The 18121-nt window shown below is 58.5% G+C and carries 22 protein-coding genes; 10 read left to right on the top strand and 12 right to left on the bottom strand.

Annotation, left to right across the window (positions count from 1 at the left end):
• Position 1: 1 nt before the first annotated feature.
• The 6 genes from C8029_RS12835 to C8029_RS12815 are packed head-to-tail and all read right to left on the bottom strand — an operon-like array spanning position 2 to position 2225.
• A complete protein-coding gene (locus C8029_RS12835) occupies positions 2-883 on the bottom strand; it encodes a ParB/RepB/Spo0J family partition protein (protein WP_152003022.1) in 882 nt (293 codons plus the stop codon).
• Positions 880-1203, bottom strand: a complete 324-nt coding sequence (locus C8029_RS12830; protein WP_152003021.1) for a hypothetical protein — start codon at positions 1201-1203, stop codon at positions 880-882. The genes C8029_RS12835 and C8029_RS12830 overlap by 4 nt, the downstream gene beginning before the upstream one ends.
• Positions 1200-1391: a hypothetical protein gene (locus C8029_RS12825; RefSeq protein WP_152003020.1), complete on the bottom strand. Its 192-nt coding sequence runs from the start codon at positions 1389-1391 to the stop codon at positions 1200-1202. The genes C8029_RS12830 and C8029_RS12825 overlap by 4 nt, the downstream gene beginning before the upstream one ends.
• A complete protein-coding gene (locus C8029_RS12820) occupies positions 1388-1801 on the bottom strand; it encodes a Mu transposase C-terminal domain-containing protein (RefSeq protein ID WP_152003019.1) in 414 nt (137 codons plus the stop codon). Before C8029_RS12820 ends, C8029_RS12825 begins: the two co-directional genes overlap by 4 nt.
• The gene (locus C8029_RS22080) at positions 1801-1977 is read right to left on the bottom strand and encodes a hypothetical protein (RefSeq protein ID WP_193217647.1); all 177 of its coding nucleotides are present in this window, start codon (positions 1975-1977) and stop codon (positions 1801-1803) included. Before C8029_RS22080 ends, C8029_RS12820 begins: the two co-directional genes overlap by 1 nt.
• Positions 1977-2225 carry a hypothetical protein gene (locus C8029_RS12815; RefSeq protein ID WP_152003018.1) on the bottom strand — a complete coding sequence of 83 codons (249 nt, stop codon included), beginning with the start codon at positions 2223-2225 and terminating at the stop codon, positions 1977-1979. Before C8029_RS12815 ends, C8029_RS22080 begins: the two co-directional genes overlap by 1 nt.
• Before the next feature lie 90 nt (positions 2226-2315).
• On the opposite strand from C8029_RS12815, the gene C8029_RS12810 reads away from it, so the two are divergent.
• Both C8029_RS12810 and C8029_RS12805 read left to right on the top strand, forming a co-directional pair.
• A complete protein-coding gene (locus tag C8029_RS12810) occupies positions 2316-3011 on the top strand; it encodes a S24 family peptidase (RefSeq protein ID WP_152003017.1) in 696 nt (231 codons plus the stop codon).
• Between the two features lie 4 nt (positions 3012-3015).
• Positions 3016-3612 (top strand): hypothetical protein, encoded by a 597-nt coding sequence (locus C8029_RS12805; RefSeq protein WP_152003016.1) that lies wholly within the window; start codon positions 3016-3018, stop codon positions 3610-3612.
• A 301-nt stretch (positions 3613-3913) separates the two neighbouring features.
• Here C8029_RS12805 and C8029_RS12800 read toward each other — a convergent pair whose 3' ends face one another.
• Positions 3914-4558: a hypothetical protein gene (locus C8029_RS12800; protein ID WP_152003015.1), complete on the bottom strand. Its 645-nt coding sequence runs from the start codon at positions 4556-4558 to the stop codon at positions 3914-3916.
• A gap of 493 nt (positions 4559-5051) precedes the next feature.
• Here C8029_RS12800 and C8029_RS12795 point away from each other — a divergent pair, with 493 nt between their 5' ends.
• The 3 genes from C8029_RS12795 (at position 5052) to C8029_RS12785 (ending at position 8878) form a co-directional block, all read left to right on the top strand.
• Positions 5052-5510, top strand: a complete 459-nt coding sequence (locus C8029_RS12795) for a GFA family protein (protein WP_226946328.1) — start codon at positions 5052-5054, stop codon at positions 5508-5510.
• A 227-nt stretch (positions 5511-5737) separates the two neighbouring features.
• Positions 5738-8530 carry a bifunctional [glutamate--ammonia ligase]-adenylyl-L-tyrosine phosphorylase/[glutamate--ammonia-ligase] adenylyltransferase gene (glnE, locus tag C8029_RS12790; RefSeq protein WP_152003014.1) on the top strand — a complete coding sequence of 931 codons (2793 nt, stop codon included), beginning with the start codon at positions 5738-5740 and terminating at the stop codon, positions 8528-8530.
• 39 nt (positions 8531-8569) lie between these two features.
• A complete protein-coding gene (locus C8029_RS12785; RefSeq protein ID WP_009571636.1) occupies positions 8570-8878 on the top strand; it encodes a hypothetical protein in 309 nt (102 codons plus the stop codon).
• A gap of 56 nt (positions 8879-8934) precedes the next feature.
• Here C8029_RS12785 and eda read toward each other — a convergent pair whose 3' ends face one another.
• Entirely contained in the window at positions 8935-9576 is a 642-nt protein-coding gene (eda, locus tag C8029_RS12780) for a bifunctional 4-hydroxy-2-oxoglutarate aldolase/2-dehydro-3-deoxy-phosphogluconate aldolase (RefSeq protein ID WP_009571637.1), read from the bottom strand.
• Positions 9577-9790: 214 nt separating this feature from the next.
• Here eda and C8029_RS12775 point away from each other — a divergent pair, with 214 nt between their 5' ends.
• Positions 9791-10915, top strand: coding sequence for an NADH:flavin oxidoreductase (locus C8029_RS12775; protein WP_009571638.1), 1125 nt, complete (start codon positions 9791-9793; stop codon positions 10913-10915).
• A 105-nt stretch (positions 10916-11020) separates the two neighbouring features.
• Here C8029_RS12775 and edd read toward each other — a convergent pair whose 3' ends face one another.
• Positions 11021-12826, bottom strand: coding sequence for a phosphogluconate dehydratase (gene edd / locus C8029_RS12770; protein WP_009571639.1), 1806 nt, complete (start codon positions 12824-12826; stop codon positions 11021-11023).
• 365 nt (positions 12827-13191) lie between these two features.
• Between edd and C8029_RS22075 the strand changes: the two genes are divergently transcribed.
• From C8029_RS22075 to C8029_RS12755, 4 genes are all read left to right on the top strand, one after another.
• Entirely contained in the window at positions 13192-13356 is a 165-nt protein-coding gene (locus C8029_RS22075) for an RSP_7527 family protein (RefSeq protein ID WP_157789801.1), read from the top strand.
• A gap of 154 nt (positions 13357-13510) precedes the next feature.
• The gene (locus tag C8029_RS12765) at positions 13511-14128 is read left to right on the top strand and encodes a DUF6778 family protein (RefSeq protein ID WP_152003013.1); all 618 of its coding nucleotides are present in this window, start codon (positions 13511-13513) and stop codon (positions 14126-14128) included.
• 57 nt (positions 14129-14185) lie between these two features.
• A complete protein-coding gene (locus tag C8029_RS12760) occupies positions 14186-15391 on the top strand; it encodes an RSP_2647 family RNA methyltransferase (protein ID WP_152003012.1) in 1206 nt (401 codons plus the stop codon).
• A 22-nt stretch (positions 15392-15413) separates the two neighbouring features.
• Positions 15414-15953, top strand: coding sequence for an RSP_2648 family PIN domain-containing protein (locus tag C8029_RS12755; RefSeq protein WP_009571642.1), 540 nt, complete (start codon positions 15414-15416; stop codon positions 15951-15953).
• Between the two features lie 35 nt (positions 15954-15988).
• Here C8029_RS12755 and C8029_RS12750 read toward each other — a convergent pair whose 3' ends face one another.
• The 3 genes from C8029_RS12750 to C8029_RS12740 are packed head-to-tail and all read right to left on the bottom strand — an operon-like array spanning position 15989 to position 18072.
• Complete coding sequence (locus C8029_RS12750) at positions 15989-16672, bottom strand: M48 family metallopeptidase (RefSeq protein ID WP_009571643.1); 684 nt, start codon at positions 16670-16672, stop codon at positions 15989-15991.
• 38 nt (positions 16673-16710) lie between these two features.
• A complete protein-coding gene (locus tag C8029_RS12745) occupies positions 16711-17895 on the bottom strand; it encodes a vWA domain-containing protein (RefSeq protein ID WP_009571644.1) in 1185 nt (394 codons plus the stop codon).
• 12 nt (positions 17896-17907) lie between these two features.
• Positions 17908-18072 (bottom strand): hypothetical protein, encoded by a 165-nt coding sequence (locus C8029_RS12740; protein ID WP_009571645.1) that lies wholly within the window; start codon positions 18070-18072, stop codon positions 17908-17910.
• Positions 18073-18121: the final 49 nt, after the last annotated feature.

Raw genomic sequence — 18121 nt, 5'->3', positions numbered from 1 at the left:
GTCAGGCCCTCGCTCTCACAAAGGGCACGACGCCTGTGGGTTCGGCCTCTTTATTGGGCAGCAACTCGCGCAACACGTCGGCATGCTCGGCCACAAAGGCGCGGCGGGCGGCGAGGGGCGCGCGGGCAAAGGCATCGTTGAGCTTGCGCAGGCTTTGATCGGCAGCGCTGACATGCGCATCGCCGGGTTTGGCGTTGATCTGTTTACGCGCATCCGTGACGGATTTCGCCGTGCCTTGAGCCAGGCGTGCAACCACATTGCCGCGCTCAGAGGCTTCGCCGATCTTGGCAATCTCGGTCAGGTCTTTGAGCGTGACCGGCTTGGGTGCAGCGCGCAGCTGCGCGACTTCATTGGACGCCAACTTTGAGCCTGCGGTGATCAGGCGCCGGACATGGCGGTCTGTCAGGCCGAATTTCTCAGCGGTCGATGTGGCGAAGGACACGATGTCCGCCGCCAGTTTTCCAGTGTGCTGATTACCCTTAAAGGCATCAGCCTTCGTCTCAGGATGCAGCCGCTCATAGACCTCTTTACGGGTCGCCAAAAACACCGCCGTGTCCAGCGCGTTCATCTCAGCGCCCGCCAGGTTGTCGTCAATCTCCATGAGCAAAGCCCAATCATCGGTGACATCGGTCCAGACCTTGGCCTCAATCTCTTCCCAGCCAAGGCGGCGAGCCGCTTCAATCCGGTGGGCACCGGCCAACAGGTGGAGCGTGCCATCCTTTTTCTTGCGCACATGGATGGCGTCTTTCATCACGCCAGTCTCATTGATCGACGCGATCAGGCTTTCTACTCCGGCGACACTGACCGGGCGCAGGCGGTGCAGACTGATGATCACATCGTCCAGGCGCACACGATTGATTTGCATGAGGGTGGGGGCGCTCATCGTGGGGCCTTTTTCATCGAAGATTTATAGTTGGTCATGGAAAGATCGCCGAGCATATCGCCCTTGGTGCGACAGCCCCCACACAGCCGATTGTGAACGCCTTCGGAGACGAATGACGCACCGCAACACAGGCACGGACGCGGCCCGCGCTTGGCCTTGGCATCCGCCTTGCGTTGCAATTTGGCGCGCAGTTGGTCCGCCTCAGGCCGAAACCGGATCAACCGGCTGGCGTGGCCTCCGTCCGGGTCGATGACGACATAACCGCCCAAAATTTGCTTGAGCGCATAGCGATGCGAGGGTTTGGCAAAATGAACGCTCATGGCCGACCTCCATAGGTCATGCGCAGGCACTCTTCGCACTCTGCAAGGTGTCCGGCCTCTTCCATCTGCAACAGGTCAAAGACCATCTCGCTCAAAAGCCCATAGGGCGGAACAGGGGCGGATTTCAGGGTGGCGATCTTGCTGCGCAGGTCGGCCATGCGCTGATCAGGAGAACGTGTGTCGATCATTTAAACACCTCGTAAATCAGGGGTAAAATCCAGAACGATCCGAAGATGATGACGAATAGGAAGATCGTGCCAATCAGGTCGCCGATCCAGCTGTCCTCAATCTTCCGGTTGATCTCTGCGAGCCTGAGCCAGACCGCACGCGAGCAGTCGCGCGGTCTGGCAGGCTCACGCGCACCCATAGGGGGGGAGGATGGGGCGCGGAGGCGGGTGTGGGGAACAGTTCTCCGAAAGGCCCAGCCAATGAGTGCCTCACTTTCAGGCCGGAAGACATGAGCAAGATCCAGATCTTGGGCGTCCACACGTACCAAGACAGTATCGCCGGGACGCGCCGCATTGGTGCTATATCTGCGCCCCTCAATCTGGATGAAACCATGCCTGGTGACACAACGCAGATATGTTCCTTTTTTCATCAGATCACCCCTACAAATTTGAAGATGACGGCCCAGACGAGAAGTCCGAGCGCGATTGCCGGCAAAACCCACCAGCCATGAGGGGTGGCATCCGGAGCGAGCGCCAGCAGCGCTGCGAAAGCGAAGAGGATGACGGCAGGGCCGATGCAAATGAGCAGAAGAAGGGCGATCAGCATCACGCGGCCTCCTTCTTGGATGTTTTCGGGCGGGGGATGTCTGAAGGCCATTCAAGGTCTTCGGGCCAGTTGGTGTGGAAGAACTCCAGCACTTTAGCTGCCGTTGTCGTACGGCAATCACTGCCGTCCTTCATATTCTTGAAAAAGTCGCCCTTTTTGAGGGCGCGCATCGAAATCGCGTAGTGCGTTACACCTTGGTGAGAGGCGAGCGTATCTGCGAGGGTTATGAGTGCTGTTCTCTGTTCCATGCTCAAATGTTAGCCTGTAGAGGCTTCAATAGTCAAGCCTGTACAAGCTAAGCATTTACGATTTAGCCACAACAGGCTAAATCTGTGCGTATGGACCCGATTCTCGAAACCATAGACAAAGCCCTTAAGGATAAGGGGTTATCCGACGCCGCAGCTTCAAAGCTGGCGGTGGGTCATCCTTCTTTGATTAAAAACCTGCGAATGCCTCGTCAGGGTGAGAAGCGTTATAATCTACCAGCGTTGATGAAGCTCGCCGAAGTCCTTGATTTAGAGTTTTATTTTGGTCCTCCTCGGGACATTGTTGGCGCACCACAGCCACCGGCATCAGATCCAGAAGAATTTGCGAATATCCCAGTCCACGCTGCAAGCCTCGCCGCCGGGGCAGGGGCCGAGAATGGTGTTGAGCCTATCATTGATTATCTATCGTTCCGCCGCGACTGGCTGCGCACAATAGGTGTCGCGCCGTCGAATGCTGTCATGGCACGCATCAAAGGTGAGAGCATGCAGCCGACAATTAGGTCAGGCGACATGGTGCTGATTGACACATCAAAGGTGGAGATCCAGTCACGGGGTCATGCTCGCAAAACAAGTAAACCGCACGTCTATGCTTTCGTCGAATCTGGGGAGGCACGGGTCAAGCGCATTGAGCGCGTCGAAACAGACTTTTATGCCGTCATATCGGACAACGATGCGGAATTTCCGATAGAGTTTAAAACAGGAAAAGCCCTCCATGACATGCACCTCATTGGACGTGTTATGTGGTGGGCACACACGGATCGGGGTTGAGGCTTTGTCAGGACTGACACTCAAATTTGAGTTTGATAACGAAGATAAGCCATTCACGCTCAGCTCAAGCGAGATGGTCGTCGTTTACCAATCAGTCATGGATAAAATAGCAATTCCAGACACTATTCGAATATGCATGCTTCCAATGTGGCTTGAAGCTGCGCGCGCTGGCGATCCTCGGCGGACCAAAGCTGCACTGTCGCCTTTGGCTGGGTTGAGTGCGTGGAAGTGGCCTGAGTTCGATAGATGGCGTAAACGCTTTAAGGCCGAAAATAGCTATCCGTCGCAATGGCTCAGGATAGAAAAAGAGGCTCAGAAGTGGCCGAATCCGTTGCACGCCAAACGCATGCTTTTGCTAGATCTCACGCTTTCGTTCTCAATCAACTCACGCCGCGATTTTCTGCAATGGCAGGAGCCTCATCGCCTCAATAAAGATTGGGAATTTCGGCTGGATATATGTGATGTTGAACAAAGGATCGCCGAAGAGCATGCAAGTTCGCTCAAACTCACCGACTGGACAACTTGGCCACCGTTCTATCCAGGCAATAGCAGTGCAATATCGTTGAAGCTACCCCTAACGAAATGCCGTACTCAAGGGTGAGCGGCACGGCAGTGAAATTAACAACAGAAAGGATAATCGCATGGCGGATTCGAAACCAACGCCCAAAGGCGAAAGAGTTTTTATAGGCGACTCTCAGCAGCCAACGGCCTCAAAGCCGACTTCACCACCGCCACCAAAGCCGAAACCGAAAGGCTGAGACGATGAAAAAGCCAACATTTCTGGAAGATTTGAAGCGTGAAGTTGCGGTTAGGCAAGATGGCGGAGTTAGGCCCGTTCAAGGGTCACAGCAGCCACTCAAAAATGAACTCCAATCCGTCCCTCCAAAGCCGAAGCCCAAGGGTTAATTCGGACGTGTCACATCAATGCGGGCAATTTCAGACGCGGGGATGAAACTCATCTCGTAGCCCCAACCGGGTAATTCTGCATCAAAGGGGGATATTTCCTCCCAGTCTGCTGTGCCTTTTTTCCGCACATCGGTCACATAGAGTGCAACAGATCCATCCATCCCTAACAGGCATGGCCCAAGGGGTGCGTCATTGAACTTTGCTAACTGATTGCACATCAATTCTGTGCCATCCTTCAACTTGATCACCAGCCGAGTTGGCCCCTTCAACTGTCGCGCCAACATGCTGCGCCAGACGTCTGGTTGCCCATCGTGATCAGAAATGCCGCCATTGCGGAAAAAATTATACACGCGATCTTGCCCCCAACGCCGCCAAAGCGCCGCTGCGCCCAAAACGACGAATGCAGCTCCTATCGACGGGAGAATGGTGAGAGGGTCATATCCGACCTTCAGCATGACCAAACCGATGACAATCACAATGGCTTTTGTCATAGCGGCAAAGGCTAGACTGATAAATGTAACGTCGATTGCTGTGTGATGTGAGTCTCGGCCGATGAACGCGAGCCGATAAGATAGATAGCCCGCAGCCAGTTGAGCGAGTATGTCGAAAGGAAGGTCGAGCAGGAGTTTGACCGGTTCCATATTGAGCTCCAATTCCACGTTTGCCAATGCATGCTATCATTGGTGGGGAGTAGTTTCTCCCCCAAACGTGTTGAAAATCTCTTTCCAGTTCCGTGCGGCACATTTTCAGCTTAAAAATATCTATGTATTTGATTTTTATAATGTAATCTCTTTCTGGAAAGCGTGGATCAAACTCGCAAGACCTCTTTCCAGTTCAGATTGCTCTTTCACCTCTATCCAGCGATTAAACGGCTGCTTAAACCGCCTGAAAGCCCTTATTTAATGGCCTTTCATGGCGGTTATAGGGTTTGCAGATATTGATGTCATAATTCCCCGCAAAGGCATCCAAACGGCCTTTTTAGCGCATTGCTGCAAGACATGATCGGCAACTTCCTGAAAGTCTTAAATCTTCTCCAAAGCCCTTATTTTCAAGGCTTCATCGCACATCTTCGCACAACATCTCATGTCTTCGCATTACTGCAAGAATACGTGTCTCACTACAAGGGTATTAAATGTGACTGTAGATGTGAAACTGCCCCAAATCGGCTCGTGCCGATGCGGTGAGGTGATGCTTGAGGTGGCAAAGGCCCCGATCATGACTGCGGCCTGTCATTGTCGCGGCTGTCAGAAAATGAGCGCCAGCGCCTTTTCCTTGACCGCGATGGTACCTGCCGAAGGCTTTCGCGTCGTCAGTGGCGACGTGGTAAAGGGCGGCATTCAGGGGCCTGAGTTGGATCATTATGTCTGCCCCTTCTGCAAGACCTGGATGTTCACTCGCATCACCGGCTTTGACGCGGTGGTCAATGTACGGCCGACCCTGTTTGAGGTCGCTGAATGGACCGTTCCGTTCATCGAAACGATGACCTCGGCCCGGTTGCCTTGGGTGCGTATCCCGGTCCAACACAGTTTTGACGGGATGCCCGACCCGGCGCAATTCCCGGCGCTGCTTGCGGCCTACGCGACGCGCATTTGACGCTTCAACTTGTGAACATCGCCATCCGGCCCCTGCGAGTGTCGCCAAATCTGCCGGTGCGATCGCAAAATATGGATTGAGCGGCCCGCCGCCCTGAGCGCCGTTTCGGCACGGCGAGGCTTTCGGACATCGGCGGCACCATCTGATTTACCGCACCAAACCATGTCGATTTGGGTTGCGCAAGACGTGCAATCGGCCATGCTCGGGACAAGATTTCAGGAGGAACCATGTCCGACATCAGCGCCGTGTCCCGTCGCATAACCCGCCTGCCACGCGCCTATGATCCCGAGCGTGGCTCCGAGGCGGCCGAGGCCGTCGCGGGGCTGACCAAAGACGAAATCGCCCTGGTTGAAGGCGCGGCGGGATCTGCGCCCTATCTGCATGGTTTGGTGTTGAAAGAGGCGGCGTGGCTGATGCCTGCTTTTGACGACCCGATGCGCGCGCTGTCCGATGAAATGGCCCGGATCGAGGCCTTGCCCTTTGACCAAATCGACCCCGGTCTGCGCCAAGCCAAACGGCGCATCGCACTTTTGGCGGCGCTCTGTGATCTGGGCGGGGTTTGGGCGCTCAGCGATGTCACCGGGTCGCTGTCTTTGCTGGCGGATCGGGCCTGTCATGTGGCGATGCGGGCGCATGTGGCGCGCGAAATCAAGCGTGGCAAAATCCCCGGTCAGACCGAAGATGACATCGAAAGCTGTGGCGGAATGGTGGCGCTGGCCATGGGCAAACATGGCGCGGCGGAGTTGAATTATTCCTCTGATATTGACCTGATTTGCCTGTTTGACGAAAGCCGGTTTGAGGGTGTCGACCAGATGGAGGCGCGCGCAGGCTTTATCCGCGCCACCCGCCGTGCCATGGCCTCGCTGTCGGATTTGACCGGCGACGGCTATGTGTTTCGCACCGATCTGCGCCTGCGCCCGGACCCTTCGGTGACGCCGGTGTGTTTTTCGATGGATGCCGCCGAGCGCTATTACGAAAGCGTCGGCCGGACCTGGGAACGCGCCGCCTATATCAAAGCCCGCGCCTGTGCTGGGGACATTGCGGCAGGGGAGCGGTTTTTGAACCAGCTCACCCCGTTCGTGTGGCGCAAACACCTTGATTTCAATGCCATCCGCGAGACCCATGATATGCGGTTGAAAATCCGCGCTCATAAGGGGTTGGGCGGGGCGCTGAAACTTGAAGGGCACAATATGAAATTGGGTCTTGGCGGCATTCGCGAGATCGAATTTTTCGCCCAGACCCGACAGTTGATCGCGGGCGGACGTGACCCGGAGCTACGTGCGCGCGGGACCGTGCCGGCCTTGGCGAAACTGGCCGAAAAGGGCTGGGTCGAGGCGGAGGTGGCCGAGACGCTCAGCCGCGATTATGAGGCGCATCGCGAGGTCGAACACCGCCTGCAAATGCTGCGCGACGCTCAGACCCACAGCCTGCCCAACACGCCCGAGGAATTCGATCGTTTGGCTGCTCTGATGGGGACGACCACGGAGGCGATGCGCGCCGATCTGCGTGACCGCTGCCTGCGGGTGCATGGGTTGACCGAGGAGTTTTTTGCCCCCGGAGAGACCGCCCCCGCGCCGGATTTGCCGCCCGAACAGGAGGAAATCACCAAACGCTGGTCAACCTATCCTTGCCTGCGCACACTGCGCGCGCAACAGATTTTTGATCGGCTCAAACCCGATCTTTTGGCGCGTATTCAACGGCTTGATCGTCCCGCCGAGGCGCTCACACATCTTGACGGTTTCTTGGCCGGACTGCCCGCAGGGGTACAACTCTTTGCGTTGTTTGAGGCCAATCCGCAGTTGATTGATCTGATCCTCGACATCGTTTCCACCGCGCCGCATTTGGCCCGTTACCTGTCGCGCAACGCCAGCGTTTTGGACGCGGTCATCGGCGGATCGTTTTTTGCGCCATGGCCGGGGCGGGCGGGGATCACGGCGGAGCTGTGTGAGGTGTTGGAACGCGCCGGAGATTATGAGCGGCAACTCGACACCTGTCGTCGCTGGGCCAAGGAATGGCATTTTCGCGTCGGTGTGCACCAGTTGCGAGATTTGATCACCGCAGATGAGGCGGGCGCGCAATATTGCGACCTCGCTGCGGCCTGTGTCGCCGCGCTTTACCCCCGCGTTGTGGCCGAATTTTCCGGCAAATATGGCCTGCCACCGGGCAAGGGGGCGATGGTTTTAGGCATGGGCTCATTGGGGGCGGGGCGACTGACGGCGGCCTCTGATCTGGACATGATCGTGATCTATGACGCGGATGGTGTTGAGGCCTCGGACGGCCCGCGCGTCTTGCCCGCGCGGACCTATTACGCCCGGCTGACCCAAGCTTTGATCACTGCGATGACCGCCCAAACTGCCGAAGGGCGGCTGTATGAGGTCGATATGCGGCTGCGCCCGTCGGGCAAACAGGGGCCTGTGGCAACCTCTTTTGAAAGCTTTGTAAACTATCAGAAAAACGAGGCCTGGGTCTGGGAGCATCTGGCGCTGACGCGGGGCACGGCGATTGCCGGGGATCAGGCTTTGGTGACGGCGGTCGAGGCGTTTCGCACCGAAATCCTGACCGCGCCGAAAGACGAGGCGCGTATCCGACAAGAGACCCAAGAGATGCGGCTGCGCTTGGCCGAGGCCAAACCCGGCTCGCTTTGGGATCCGAAAAACGGCCCCGGTCGGATGATGGACATCGAATTGAGTGCCGAAGCCGCCGCCTTGATCGCAGGTGCAGGCTGTCAGGACGTCTATGCGCAATTGCGCGCCGGGTTGGACTGTGGCTGGTTGACCGAGGCGGAACATGCGTTGCTTTGTGAGACCTATCGGTTGATGTGGCGGCTGCAATCGGCGGCCCGGCTTTTGACTGGCGAAAAACTCGACCCGGAGGCCGTGGGCGAGGGGGGGCGGGCGTTTTTGCTGCGCTCGAACGGGGCGGTGAGCATGGCGGCTTTGTCGGAGGAGGTGGCGGTGCGGGCGCGGGCGGCGGCGCTGACCTTGGATCAGGTGCTTGCGCGCCCGGCCTGCGAGGGATAGCACCGAGAAAGATGACGTGCGGGGGAATAGGAGACACCCATGGCCAGTTCGGATCAAAAGACGACCGCAGAGGTCACAGTCGACGCCGCGCTCGATCCCGGCGGGTTGATCCGGGAATCTTACCGGATTGACGGGCTCAGCATGTCCGAGGCGCGCTCGATTTTCCTCGATTGGGCGATCAAACTCGCGCCCGAACTTCAGCCCCAAATCGCCATTCGTCGCCTTTTGGCGCTCTATGCGCCCTATGGCGGCCCGTCGCATCCGATGACGGTTGTGTTGCAAGAGGGGTTGGGGGAGTTGGCGGAGGCACCGCACCGCCGGGGCGGATCGCGGGCGCGTCGCCCTTAAGGCAAAAGGGCCAGAGCGGCGGCTCTGACCCGGTTGTTTGACCCGTTTGGACCGCTCTAGCGGGGCAGGGCCGCCGCCTCGCGCGCCAGTTCTTCGATCGCTTTCCAATCGCCCTTGTTGACCAAATCCGTCGGTGCCACCCAAGAGCCACCGACACACATCGTGTTGGACAAGCTCAGGTATTCATTGGCATTTTTCAAAGAAATGCCGCCAGTCGGACAGAATTTCATTTGCGGCAAAGGTGCGCCGATGGCCTTGAGCGCGGGGGCGCCGCCATTGGCCTCAGCCGGGAAAAATTTCGCCACCGTGTAGCCGCGTTCCAACAGGCGCATCACGTCGGAGGCGGTGGAGGTGCCCGCCAAAAGCGGCAGATCGGCGGCCTCGCAGGCATCGAGCAACAGATCGGTTGCCCCCGGCGAGACGCCAAATGTCGCGCCCGCTGCAATCGCGGCAGTGACATCGGCGGGGGTCAAAAGTGTGCCGGCACCGACAACCCCGCCCTCGACTTTGGCCATTTCGCGGATCACGTCGAGCGCCACGGGCGTGCGCAACGTGACTTCGAGGGCGGGCAATCCGCCCGCGACCAAAGCCTCCGCCAAGGGGCGGGCATGGGCCACGTCATGGACCACGAGCACGGGCACCACGGGGGCGAGGGCACAGATTTCGGCGGCTTTCAGGCTTGCCTCTTGCGGGGTCATGGCGCGTCCTTTCGGGTCTGGAGGGTTGTCACCCTGTTAGCGCTAAATGCGTCGGAAATAAAGTCAAACTTGACGCGATTACGGCTTTGCGTGTGCATTGGGGCAGGGAGAGGGGGTGAGCGTTTTTGTCCAGTGCCCTGCGCGCCCCTTGTGTGGTGTTTGCGCCAACATAAGTGAGGCGAGACAGATTCAGATATAGTCCCCGGAGACCACGATGACGACAGATATTTCGGCGAAAACCGACACGCTTTTCCGCCCGTTTTCTTACAAATCCCTCAGCCTCAAAAACCGTATCGTCATGGCCCCGATGACGCGCGGCATGGCCCCCGAAGGCATCCCCGGTGCCGCCAACGCGGATTATTACGCCAAACGCGCCGCGCATGAGGTGGGGTTGATCCTGTCCGAGGGCACGGTGATCGACCGCCCGGCCTCGCGCAACTTGCCGGGGATTCCGTTTTTCCATGGTGACGCGGCTTTGGCGGGCTGGAAAGGCGTGATTGACGCGGTGCATGATAAGGGTGGCAAAATGGGGCCGCAGCTTTGGCACACCGGATCGACGCGCGCGGGCGCATGGGAACCCGAGGCCCCGGTAGAGAGCCCCTCTGGCTTGGTCGGCCCCGGTGATCCGCGCGGCGTGGCGATGTCTGAGGCCGATATCGAGGCGACAATCGCGGCCTTTGCCAAATCCGCCAAAGCGGCCAAGGATTTGGGCTTTGATGTTGCGGAATTGCACGGCGCGCATGGCTATTTGATCGATCAATTCTTCTGGTCCGGCACCAACCTGCGCGCGGATGCGTGGGGCGGCGAGACGATCGAGGCGCGTTCAAGGTTTGCGGTTGAGGTGGTCAAAGCGGTGCGCGCCGCTGTGGGGCCAGATTTTCCGATCATCCTGCGGCTGAGCCAATGGAAGCAACAGGATTATGCCGCCAAATTGGCCGTCGATCCGGCTGAAATGGAACGCTGGTTGCAGCCTTTGGTCGATGCGGGCGTTGACATCCTGCATTGTTCGCAACGCCGGTTCTGGGAACCTGAATTCCCCGAGGTGGATGGCGAAGACGGGCTGAACTTTGCCGGTTGGGCAAAGAAAATCACCGGGGTTCCGACAATCTCTGTCGGCTCCGTCGGCCTGTCGAGCGACTTCGGTGGGGCTTTCGCCGGGCAGGGCTCGGAGGTCACGCCGCTTGATAAGCTGGTGCGCCGGATGGAGAACGACGAGTTTGATCTGATCGCCGTGGGGCGTGCGCTTTTGGGCGATGCCCAGTGGGTCGAAAAGGTCAAGGCCGGGGCCATGGACCGGTTGCAAAACTTTGATGCAGCCGCTTTGGCGGAATTGGTCTAAAGATCGAATGAGATAAGAAAACCCCCGAATGCCGCGATGAATTCGGGGGTTTTGCAGGTTTTGTACAAGGATTAAAAGGCACGTGCCTCATTTTTGGTCTCGTTGTTAGTAGAGTGAACAGGCGCCTTCGGTTGCGGGACCGGCATTTTGGCGGAAGGTTTCAAACAGCTCGCGGCCCATGCCAACCGCGTTGGCAGAGAGGTCAGCGGTGACCAATTCGCGGGCGTCAAAGCCCTCTTCGAGCACCTCTAACACGCCATGGGTGGCATCGACCCGAACCAAGTCCCCATCACGCAGTTTGGCGATGGGACCGCCACAGGCGGCCTCGGGGGAGACATGGATGCAGGCCGGGACCTTGCCCGACGCACCTGACATCCGGCCATCGGTCACAAGCGCCACTTTCAGCCCACGGTCTTGCAACACGGCCAAGGTCGGCGTCAGCGAATGCAGCTCCGGCATCCCATTGGCGCGCGGACCTTGGAATCGGACGACGACCACGGTGTCCTCGGTGAATTCGCCGTTTTGAAACGCGGTTTTAACGTCATGTTGTTCGTGGAAAATCCGCACTTTTGCTTCGACCACATGATGTTCGGGTTTGACGGCGGAGACTTTCATCACCCCGCGTCCGATGTTGCCCTTCAGCTCTTTGAGGCCGCCCACAGGCAGGAACGGGTTCGACGCCGGGCGAATGATCTTGTCGTTGAGGCTCTCCTCTGGGCCATCTTCAAAGGTCAAAACGCCATCGCGCAATTTCGGCTCTTTGGTGTAGAGCGACAGCCCGTCTCCGACGATGGTTTTCACATCCTCGTGCAAAAGCCCGGCTTCCAACAATTCGCCAATCAGATAGCCAAGCCCACCTGCGGCGTGGAAATGGTTCACATCGGCCAGGCCGTTGGGGTAGACCTTGGCGAGGAGAGGCGTGGCGTCCGAGATGTCGGAAAAATCTTGCAGGTCCAAAATGATCCCGGCGGCGCGCGCCATGGCGGGCAGGTGCAGCACAAGGTTGGTCGAGCCGCCTGTGGCCATCAGGCCGACGATGCCGTTCACAAACACTTTCTCGTCCAGGATATGCCCAACCGGGCGGTAGTCATTGCCCAAAGCGGTGATTTCCATCGCCCGTTTCGCCGCCTGTGTGGTCAAAGCATCGCGCAGCGCGGTGCCCGGATTGACAAAGGATGCGCCCGGAAGGTGCAGCCCCATGATCTCCATCAGCATCTGGTTGGTGTTGGCGGTGCCGTAAAAGGTACAGGTGCCTTGGCCGTGGTAGGCCTTCATCTCGCTGTCCATCAATTCGCGGCGGGTGATTTCTCCGGTGGCAAATTTCTGACGGACTTTCGATTTTTCATCATTGGTGATGCCCGAAGTCATCGGTCCGGCGGGCACAAACACGGTCGGCACATGGCCAAAGGCGGCGGCGGCCATGATCAGGCCGGGAACGATTTTATCGCAGACGCCCATATAAAGCGCCGCGTCGAAACAGTTGTGCGACATGGCGATAGAGGCCGAGAGCGCAATGGTGTCACGCGAGAATAGTGACAATTCCATGCCCGGTTGACCTTGGGTGACGCCATCACACATCGCGGGCACGCCGCCTGCGACCTGGGCTGTACCGCCTGCGGCACGGGCGGCTGCGCGGATCAGATCGGGGTAATGTTCATAGGGTTTATGCGCCGATAGCATGTCATTATAGGCGGTCACGATGCCGAGGTTCGGCGCGCGCCCATCGGCCAGTGTGTCCTTGTCTTCGGCCATTGCGGCATAGGCATGGGCCTGATTGCCACAGGACAGATGCGCACGTACCGGGCCTTGATCCGCGGCTTTGGACAAACGTTCAAGATAGGCGGTGCGGGTCGGACGGGACCGTTCGACGATGCGGGCTGTGACGGCGGCGATTTGATCATTGAGGGGCATGGCGTGGCCTTTTGGGTGCGTGTCTTCGGGTGCGTGTCGTTGGGTGCGTATCTTGTGTGGCTCGGGCGCATTTGTGCCGCGCGCCCCTGATGCGGGGTGTGCGGTCCGATTGACCCGTTAGCGCTAACTTAAACGGTATCGGCGCCTCTGTCCACCACATGCGGCAATGCGGCGCCTTTGTTTGGGCCCAACCTGCCAGAGATATGTGGTCAGTGCAAAGGCTTTGCGGCTGACGCATGGCGGGTCTTCGGGATTGTCTCTCGTCATGTCAGGGGGTGTGACCTAATTTAGCTCTCAACGGGAGGATCGACACATTGATCCGGTGGTCGCTCAGATCGACACCAGAATTTGAAAAGGATGATCCTATGAACACTCACACAGACACGCGTACTGTTTCTTATATTGACACATTCGCCATCGAGCAGCAGGCCCATCAACTGCGCGCTGAGGCCGCTCGTGAGATGGTTCTGGGCTTCGGCAAATGGCTGCGCCGCCGTTTTGCCGCGTCGCATTCCTCCAAATTGGCCTGACTCTCAGGCCGCGGCTGCTCTCAGGCGTGCTGAGCCGTAAATGACCTGAAACACCTATGAAATCCCGGAAATGCTCCGGGATTTTCTTATTTCTGCCTCAATCTTTATGGAAATTAACCATGAATGAAGAGGGGGTATCCCCCGGAGGCCGAACATGACAAAGCTCATCAAACTTGCCGCAGCCCTGACACTCGCAGCCGCCACCAGCGCCTGCACAACGGAAACAATCTCCCGCGCCGTGCCGCTGAGTGCGCCGCTTGGAGCCACGATGCCGTCCGCCGATGCGGTTCTGCTCGCACCGGATTTCCGCGTCACTCAGGTCAATGTTGTCGTGCCCGACACGTTGACAGTGTCTGAGGACAATGGCATCAAACCGCGCGCAGACATCGTGTGGCGCGAAGACCCCTATGGTGATCGCTACGCGCAGGTCAAAGCGGTGATGGAAGCAGGATTGATGCAGGGTGCGAAAACGCTTTCGGGTCAAAAAGCGGTGATTTTGGATGTTCAATTGGTCCGGTTTCATGCGCAAACCGAACGGGTGCGCTATTCCAACTTGCCTAGCAAACATGAGATCGAATTCCTGTTGACGGTGCGCGATACCAACACCGGCGCGGTGATTGTGCCCGCGCATATGGTCAACGCCACGTTGGATGCGCTGGGGGGCAATGCCGCCATTGTGGCCGACCGGGCTGGCATCACCCAAAAATCGCGGATTGATGCCCATCTGGCGCAAGTGATCACAGCGGAACTTGGCAAACCGATGACGCTCTGATCCCGCTTGCACGGATCCCTCTTGTCCTGAGGGTCAGAACACAGATATGAGGGCTCTATGACAGAGCCCTCATTTTCCATCCCGACCATCCGCCTCAAACCCAAAGCCAACGCCCGGGCCATTCGCCACGGCGCCCCTTGGGTCTATGACAATGAATTGGTCGTTGATCGCCGTACCAAATCCATCCAGCCCGGCACCATCGCCCGGCTGGAAGACGCAGAGCGCCATTTTCTGGCCCTCGTTGCCGTCAATCCAAATTCACGCATCTTTGGCCGGGTCCTGGCCCGCGAAGAAGACGAGCAGATTGACGAGGCGTGGTTTGTGGCCAAACTCGCCGCAGCACTGACGCACCGCGCCCATATGTTTGACGCGCCGTTTTACCGGCTGGTCCATGCCGAGGCCGATGGCCTTCCGGGCGTGGTGATCGACCGGTTCGGGGACACTTGCGTGGTGCAACCCAACGCCGCCTGGGCCGATGTGCGCATCGAGATGCTCACCGCCGCCCTCCGCCAAGTGACCGGCGTCTCCACCGTGGTGATGAACGGCACGGGCCGGGCGCGCGGGCTTGAGGGTTTGGACGAAAAGACCGATATCCTCACGGGCGCGATTGATGGTCCGATCCCGGTTCAGATGAACGGCGCCACCTATATGGCCGACATCATGGGCGGGCAAAAAACCGGGCTGTTCTACGATCAACGGCCAAACCACGCTTTCGCCCAACGCCTTGGTCACGGCCAGCGCGTTCTGGACGTCTTTTCTCATGTTGGCGGCTTTGCCTTGGCAACGCTCGCGGGCGGGGCCACGTCTGCGCTCTCCGTTGACAGTTCCGCACCGGCGCTTGAACTGGCCGAACAGGGCGCGGCGGCGATGGGCGCGACAGATCGTTTTGCCACCCGCAAAGGCGACGCGTTTGACACCATGGCGGCGCTGTTGGAAGAGGGCGAAACATTTGACGTGGTGATCTGTGATCCACCCGCTTTTGCGCCCTCGAAAAACGCCCTCGAAAAGGGCATGCGCGCTTATGAGCGGGTTGCGCGAATGGCGGCTCCCTTGGTGCGTGAGGGCGGCTATTTGGGTCTGTGTTCTTGCTCGCACGCTGCCGATCTTGAAACTTTCCGCAACGCCTGTAACCGGGGCATTGGACGTGCCGCACGCTCGGCGCAACTGATTCATACGGGCTTTGCGGGCGCGGATCATCCCCTCATGCCGCAGCTTGCGGAAAGCGGCTATTTGAAAGCCCTGTTCTACCGCATGATGCCCTAAGATCGGTGCGAAAGGCCTTGATATGAAAGCGCTTTTGGACGCCTGTGTCTTGTACCCCACCGTCATGCGGGAGGTGCTTTTGACTGTGGCGTCCAAGGGGCTTTTCACCCCCCTCTGGTCCGATCGCATCCTTGAGGAATGGGCCCGCGCCGCGCGTAAAATCGGCCCTTTGGGCGAGGCGCAAGCGCGGGGTGAGGTGGCATTGGTCAAAGCCGCCTTTCCCAATGCCTCGATCAAACGCCACGAAGGTCTTGAGGCGCGATTGCACCTCAAAGACGAAAATGACATCCATGTTTTGGCCGCGGCGATTGCCGGCAATGCCGATGCGATCATCACGATGAACGCGCAGGATTTCCCACGGCATATCTTGGCCGAAGAGGGGCTTGAACGCTGGGACCCGGACAGCTTTTTGTGGCGGCTCTGGTCGGATTATCCCGACGAGGTCGCAAGCGCGGTTGAGACCGTGCGGCAAGAGGCGGAACGTCTCTCAGGTCAGCCGTGGGAGCTGCGCAAGCTGATGAAAAAGGCGCGGATGCCGCGTTTGGGTAAGGCTTTGTCGTAAAGCATTTGAGTATTTGACCTGCAATGAAGGGCGGCTTAACGCGCCCATTTCGCCTCATTGGCCTCAATCGCTTTGATCCGCTCTTCGACCTTGGGGTGGCTCATGAACCACGCGGGCGTCTTGGCCCCATGCGCGCCGGTCAGGCGGTTCAACTTGTCAAACAGTGACTTTTGTGGCCCTGTGCCGATCCCGGCTTTCATCAGCAGGGCGGAGGCATAGGCGTCCGCCTCATACTCATCCGAACGCGACAGCTTGGCCGCCAGCATTTGGGTGAGCCAGGTGGCGATATAGGGGCCGATGCCCGGAATGAACCGTGAAAAGATCATCGCCATGGCGCTGCGCAGCGCATTCTGCCCTGAAAAATCAATCATCCGCCGTTTGGAATGGCCCAAGGCGACATGCCCCAATTCATGCGCGACGACGGAGGCCATTTCCTCAGATGTGATCTCGCCTGCGCGGAATTTGTTGTAAAATCCACGGGTGATATAGACCTTGCCATCGGGGGCTGCGAGGCCGTTGACCGGGTCGATCTCATAGAGATAGACCCGAACGCGCGGCAGATCGAGCGCCTCGGCCAAGCGCCGAAACACGCGCGATAGCTCCGGGTCGGCCAGCTCATTGGATTGCGCCTCCAACTGCCGCACAGTGCGCCACGCCGAGACGCGGTACATGACAAGGCCCATGATCAGGGCGAGGAGGATGGGGGTAAATCTCAACATGATGTGAATATGGGGGCAGGGCGGGCGTTGGCCAAGTGTTATCGTCCCAAAAGCTTCATGCCGCGTTCCAACCCCTCAAGCGTCATCGGCACCATGCGGTGGTCGAAGATCTCTTCCACCATGCCGATGGAGTGGGTGTAGCCCCAATGCGCCTCCGGCACCGGGTTGAGCCAGATGTGATCGGGCCAGGTGTTGCGCGCCCGGGTCAGCCAGACCTCGCCCGCCTCTTGGTTCCAATGCTCATTCGCGCCGCCTGCCATGGCGATTTCATAGGGAGACATCGAGGCGTCACCGACAAAAATCACTTTGTAATCCTTGCCATAGGTGTTCATCACCTCGCGCGTCGGCACGGTTTCGCCCCAACGGCGAGCATTGTCGCGCCAGACGCCTTCGTAAAGGCAATTGTGGAAATAGTAATATTCGAGGTGCTTGAACTCGGCGCGGGCGGCGGAAAACAACTCCTCGACCACCCGAATATGATCGTCCATCGAGCCGCCGACATCGAAAAACATCAACACTTTGACGGCATTGCGCCGCTCTGGCCGGGTTTGTACGTCGAGATAGCCATGTTCGGCGGTGGAACGGATGGTGCCGTCGAGATCAAGCTCTTCATGCGCGCCGTCCCTGGCCCATTTGCGCAGCCGTTTCATCGCCACTTTGATGTTGCGCGTGCCCAGTTCGACCGTGTCGTCAAGGTTGCGAAATTCGCGTTTGTCCCAGACTTTGGTGGCGCGGCGGTGGCGGGATTTATCCTGACCGATGCGCACGCCTTCGGGGTTGTAGCCATAGGCACCAAAGGGCGAGGTGCCGCCTGTTCCGATCCATTTGTTGCCGCCTTGGTGCCGACCTTTTTGTTCTTCAAGGCGCTGTTTGAGCGTCTCCATCAGCTTTTCAAACCCGCCCAAGGCTTCGATTTCGGCCATTTCTTCCGGGCTGAGATGTTTCTCCATCTCGCGCCGCAGCCAGTCTTCGGGCAGATCGACGGCGTTTAAGACGTCTTCTGAGGAAATGCTTTCAAGGCCCTGAAAAGATTTGGAAAAGGCGCGATCAAAACGATCCAGGTGACGTTCGTCTTTGACCATGGTGACGCGGGCGAGATAGTAAAACCCGTCGATGTCATAGGTCGTCAGTCCGCGATCCATGCCTTCCAAAAAGGCCAAATATTCGCGCAAAGAGACCGGAATGCCCTCGGCGCGCAAGCTATGGAAGAACGGCAGGAACATCGGCCCGTCCCCTTAGATCAGCCGCTCGATGATCACGGTCAACAGCAGGCCGACCATAGCACCGACCATCAAATACACCGCAGCATATTGCAGCTTATCAAGGCGGTTGCCGCCGCGTGTTTTGGCCATGCGCCAGCCAAAGAGGCCGCCGATCAGCGCCAGAAGGATCACGATCATCTTTTTGCTCCCTTGTGCGGGTCCCTTGCGCCAAGCTGTGCGCTAAAAC

It is taken from the genome of Roseobacter sp. TSBP12 (assembly GCF_009129705.1).
GTDB lineage: Bacteria > Pseudomonadota > Alphaproteobacteria > Rhodobacterales > Rhodobacteraceae > Celeribacter > Celeribacter baekdonensis_A.
Note: the sequence above shows the minus strand (reverse complement) of the source record. Positions and strands in the feature narration are given on the sequence as shown.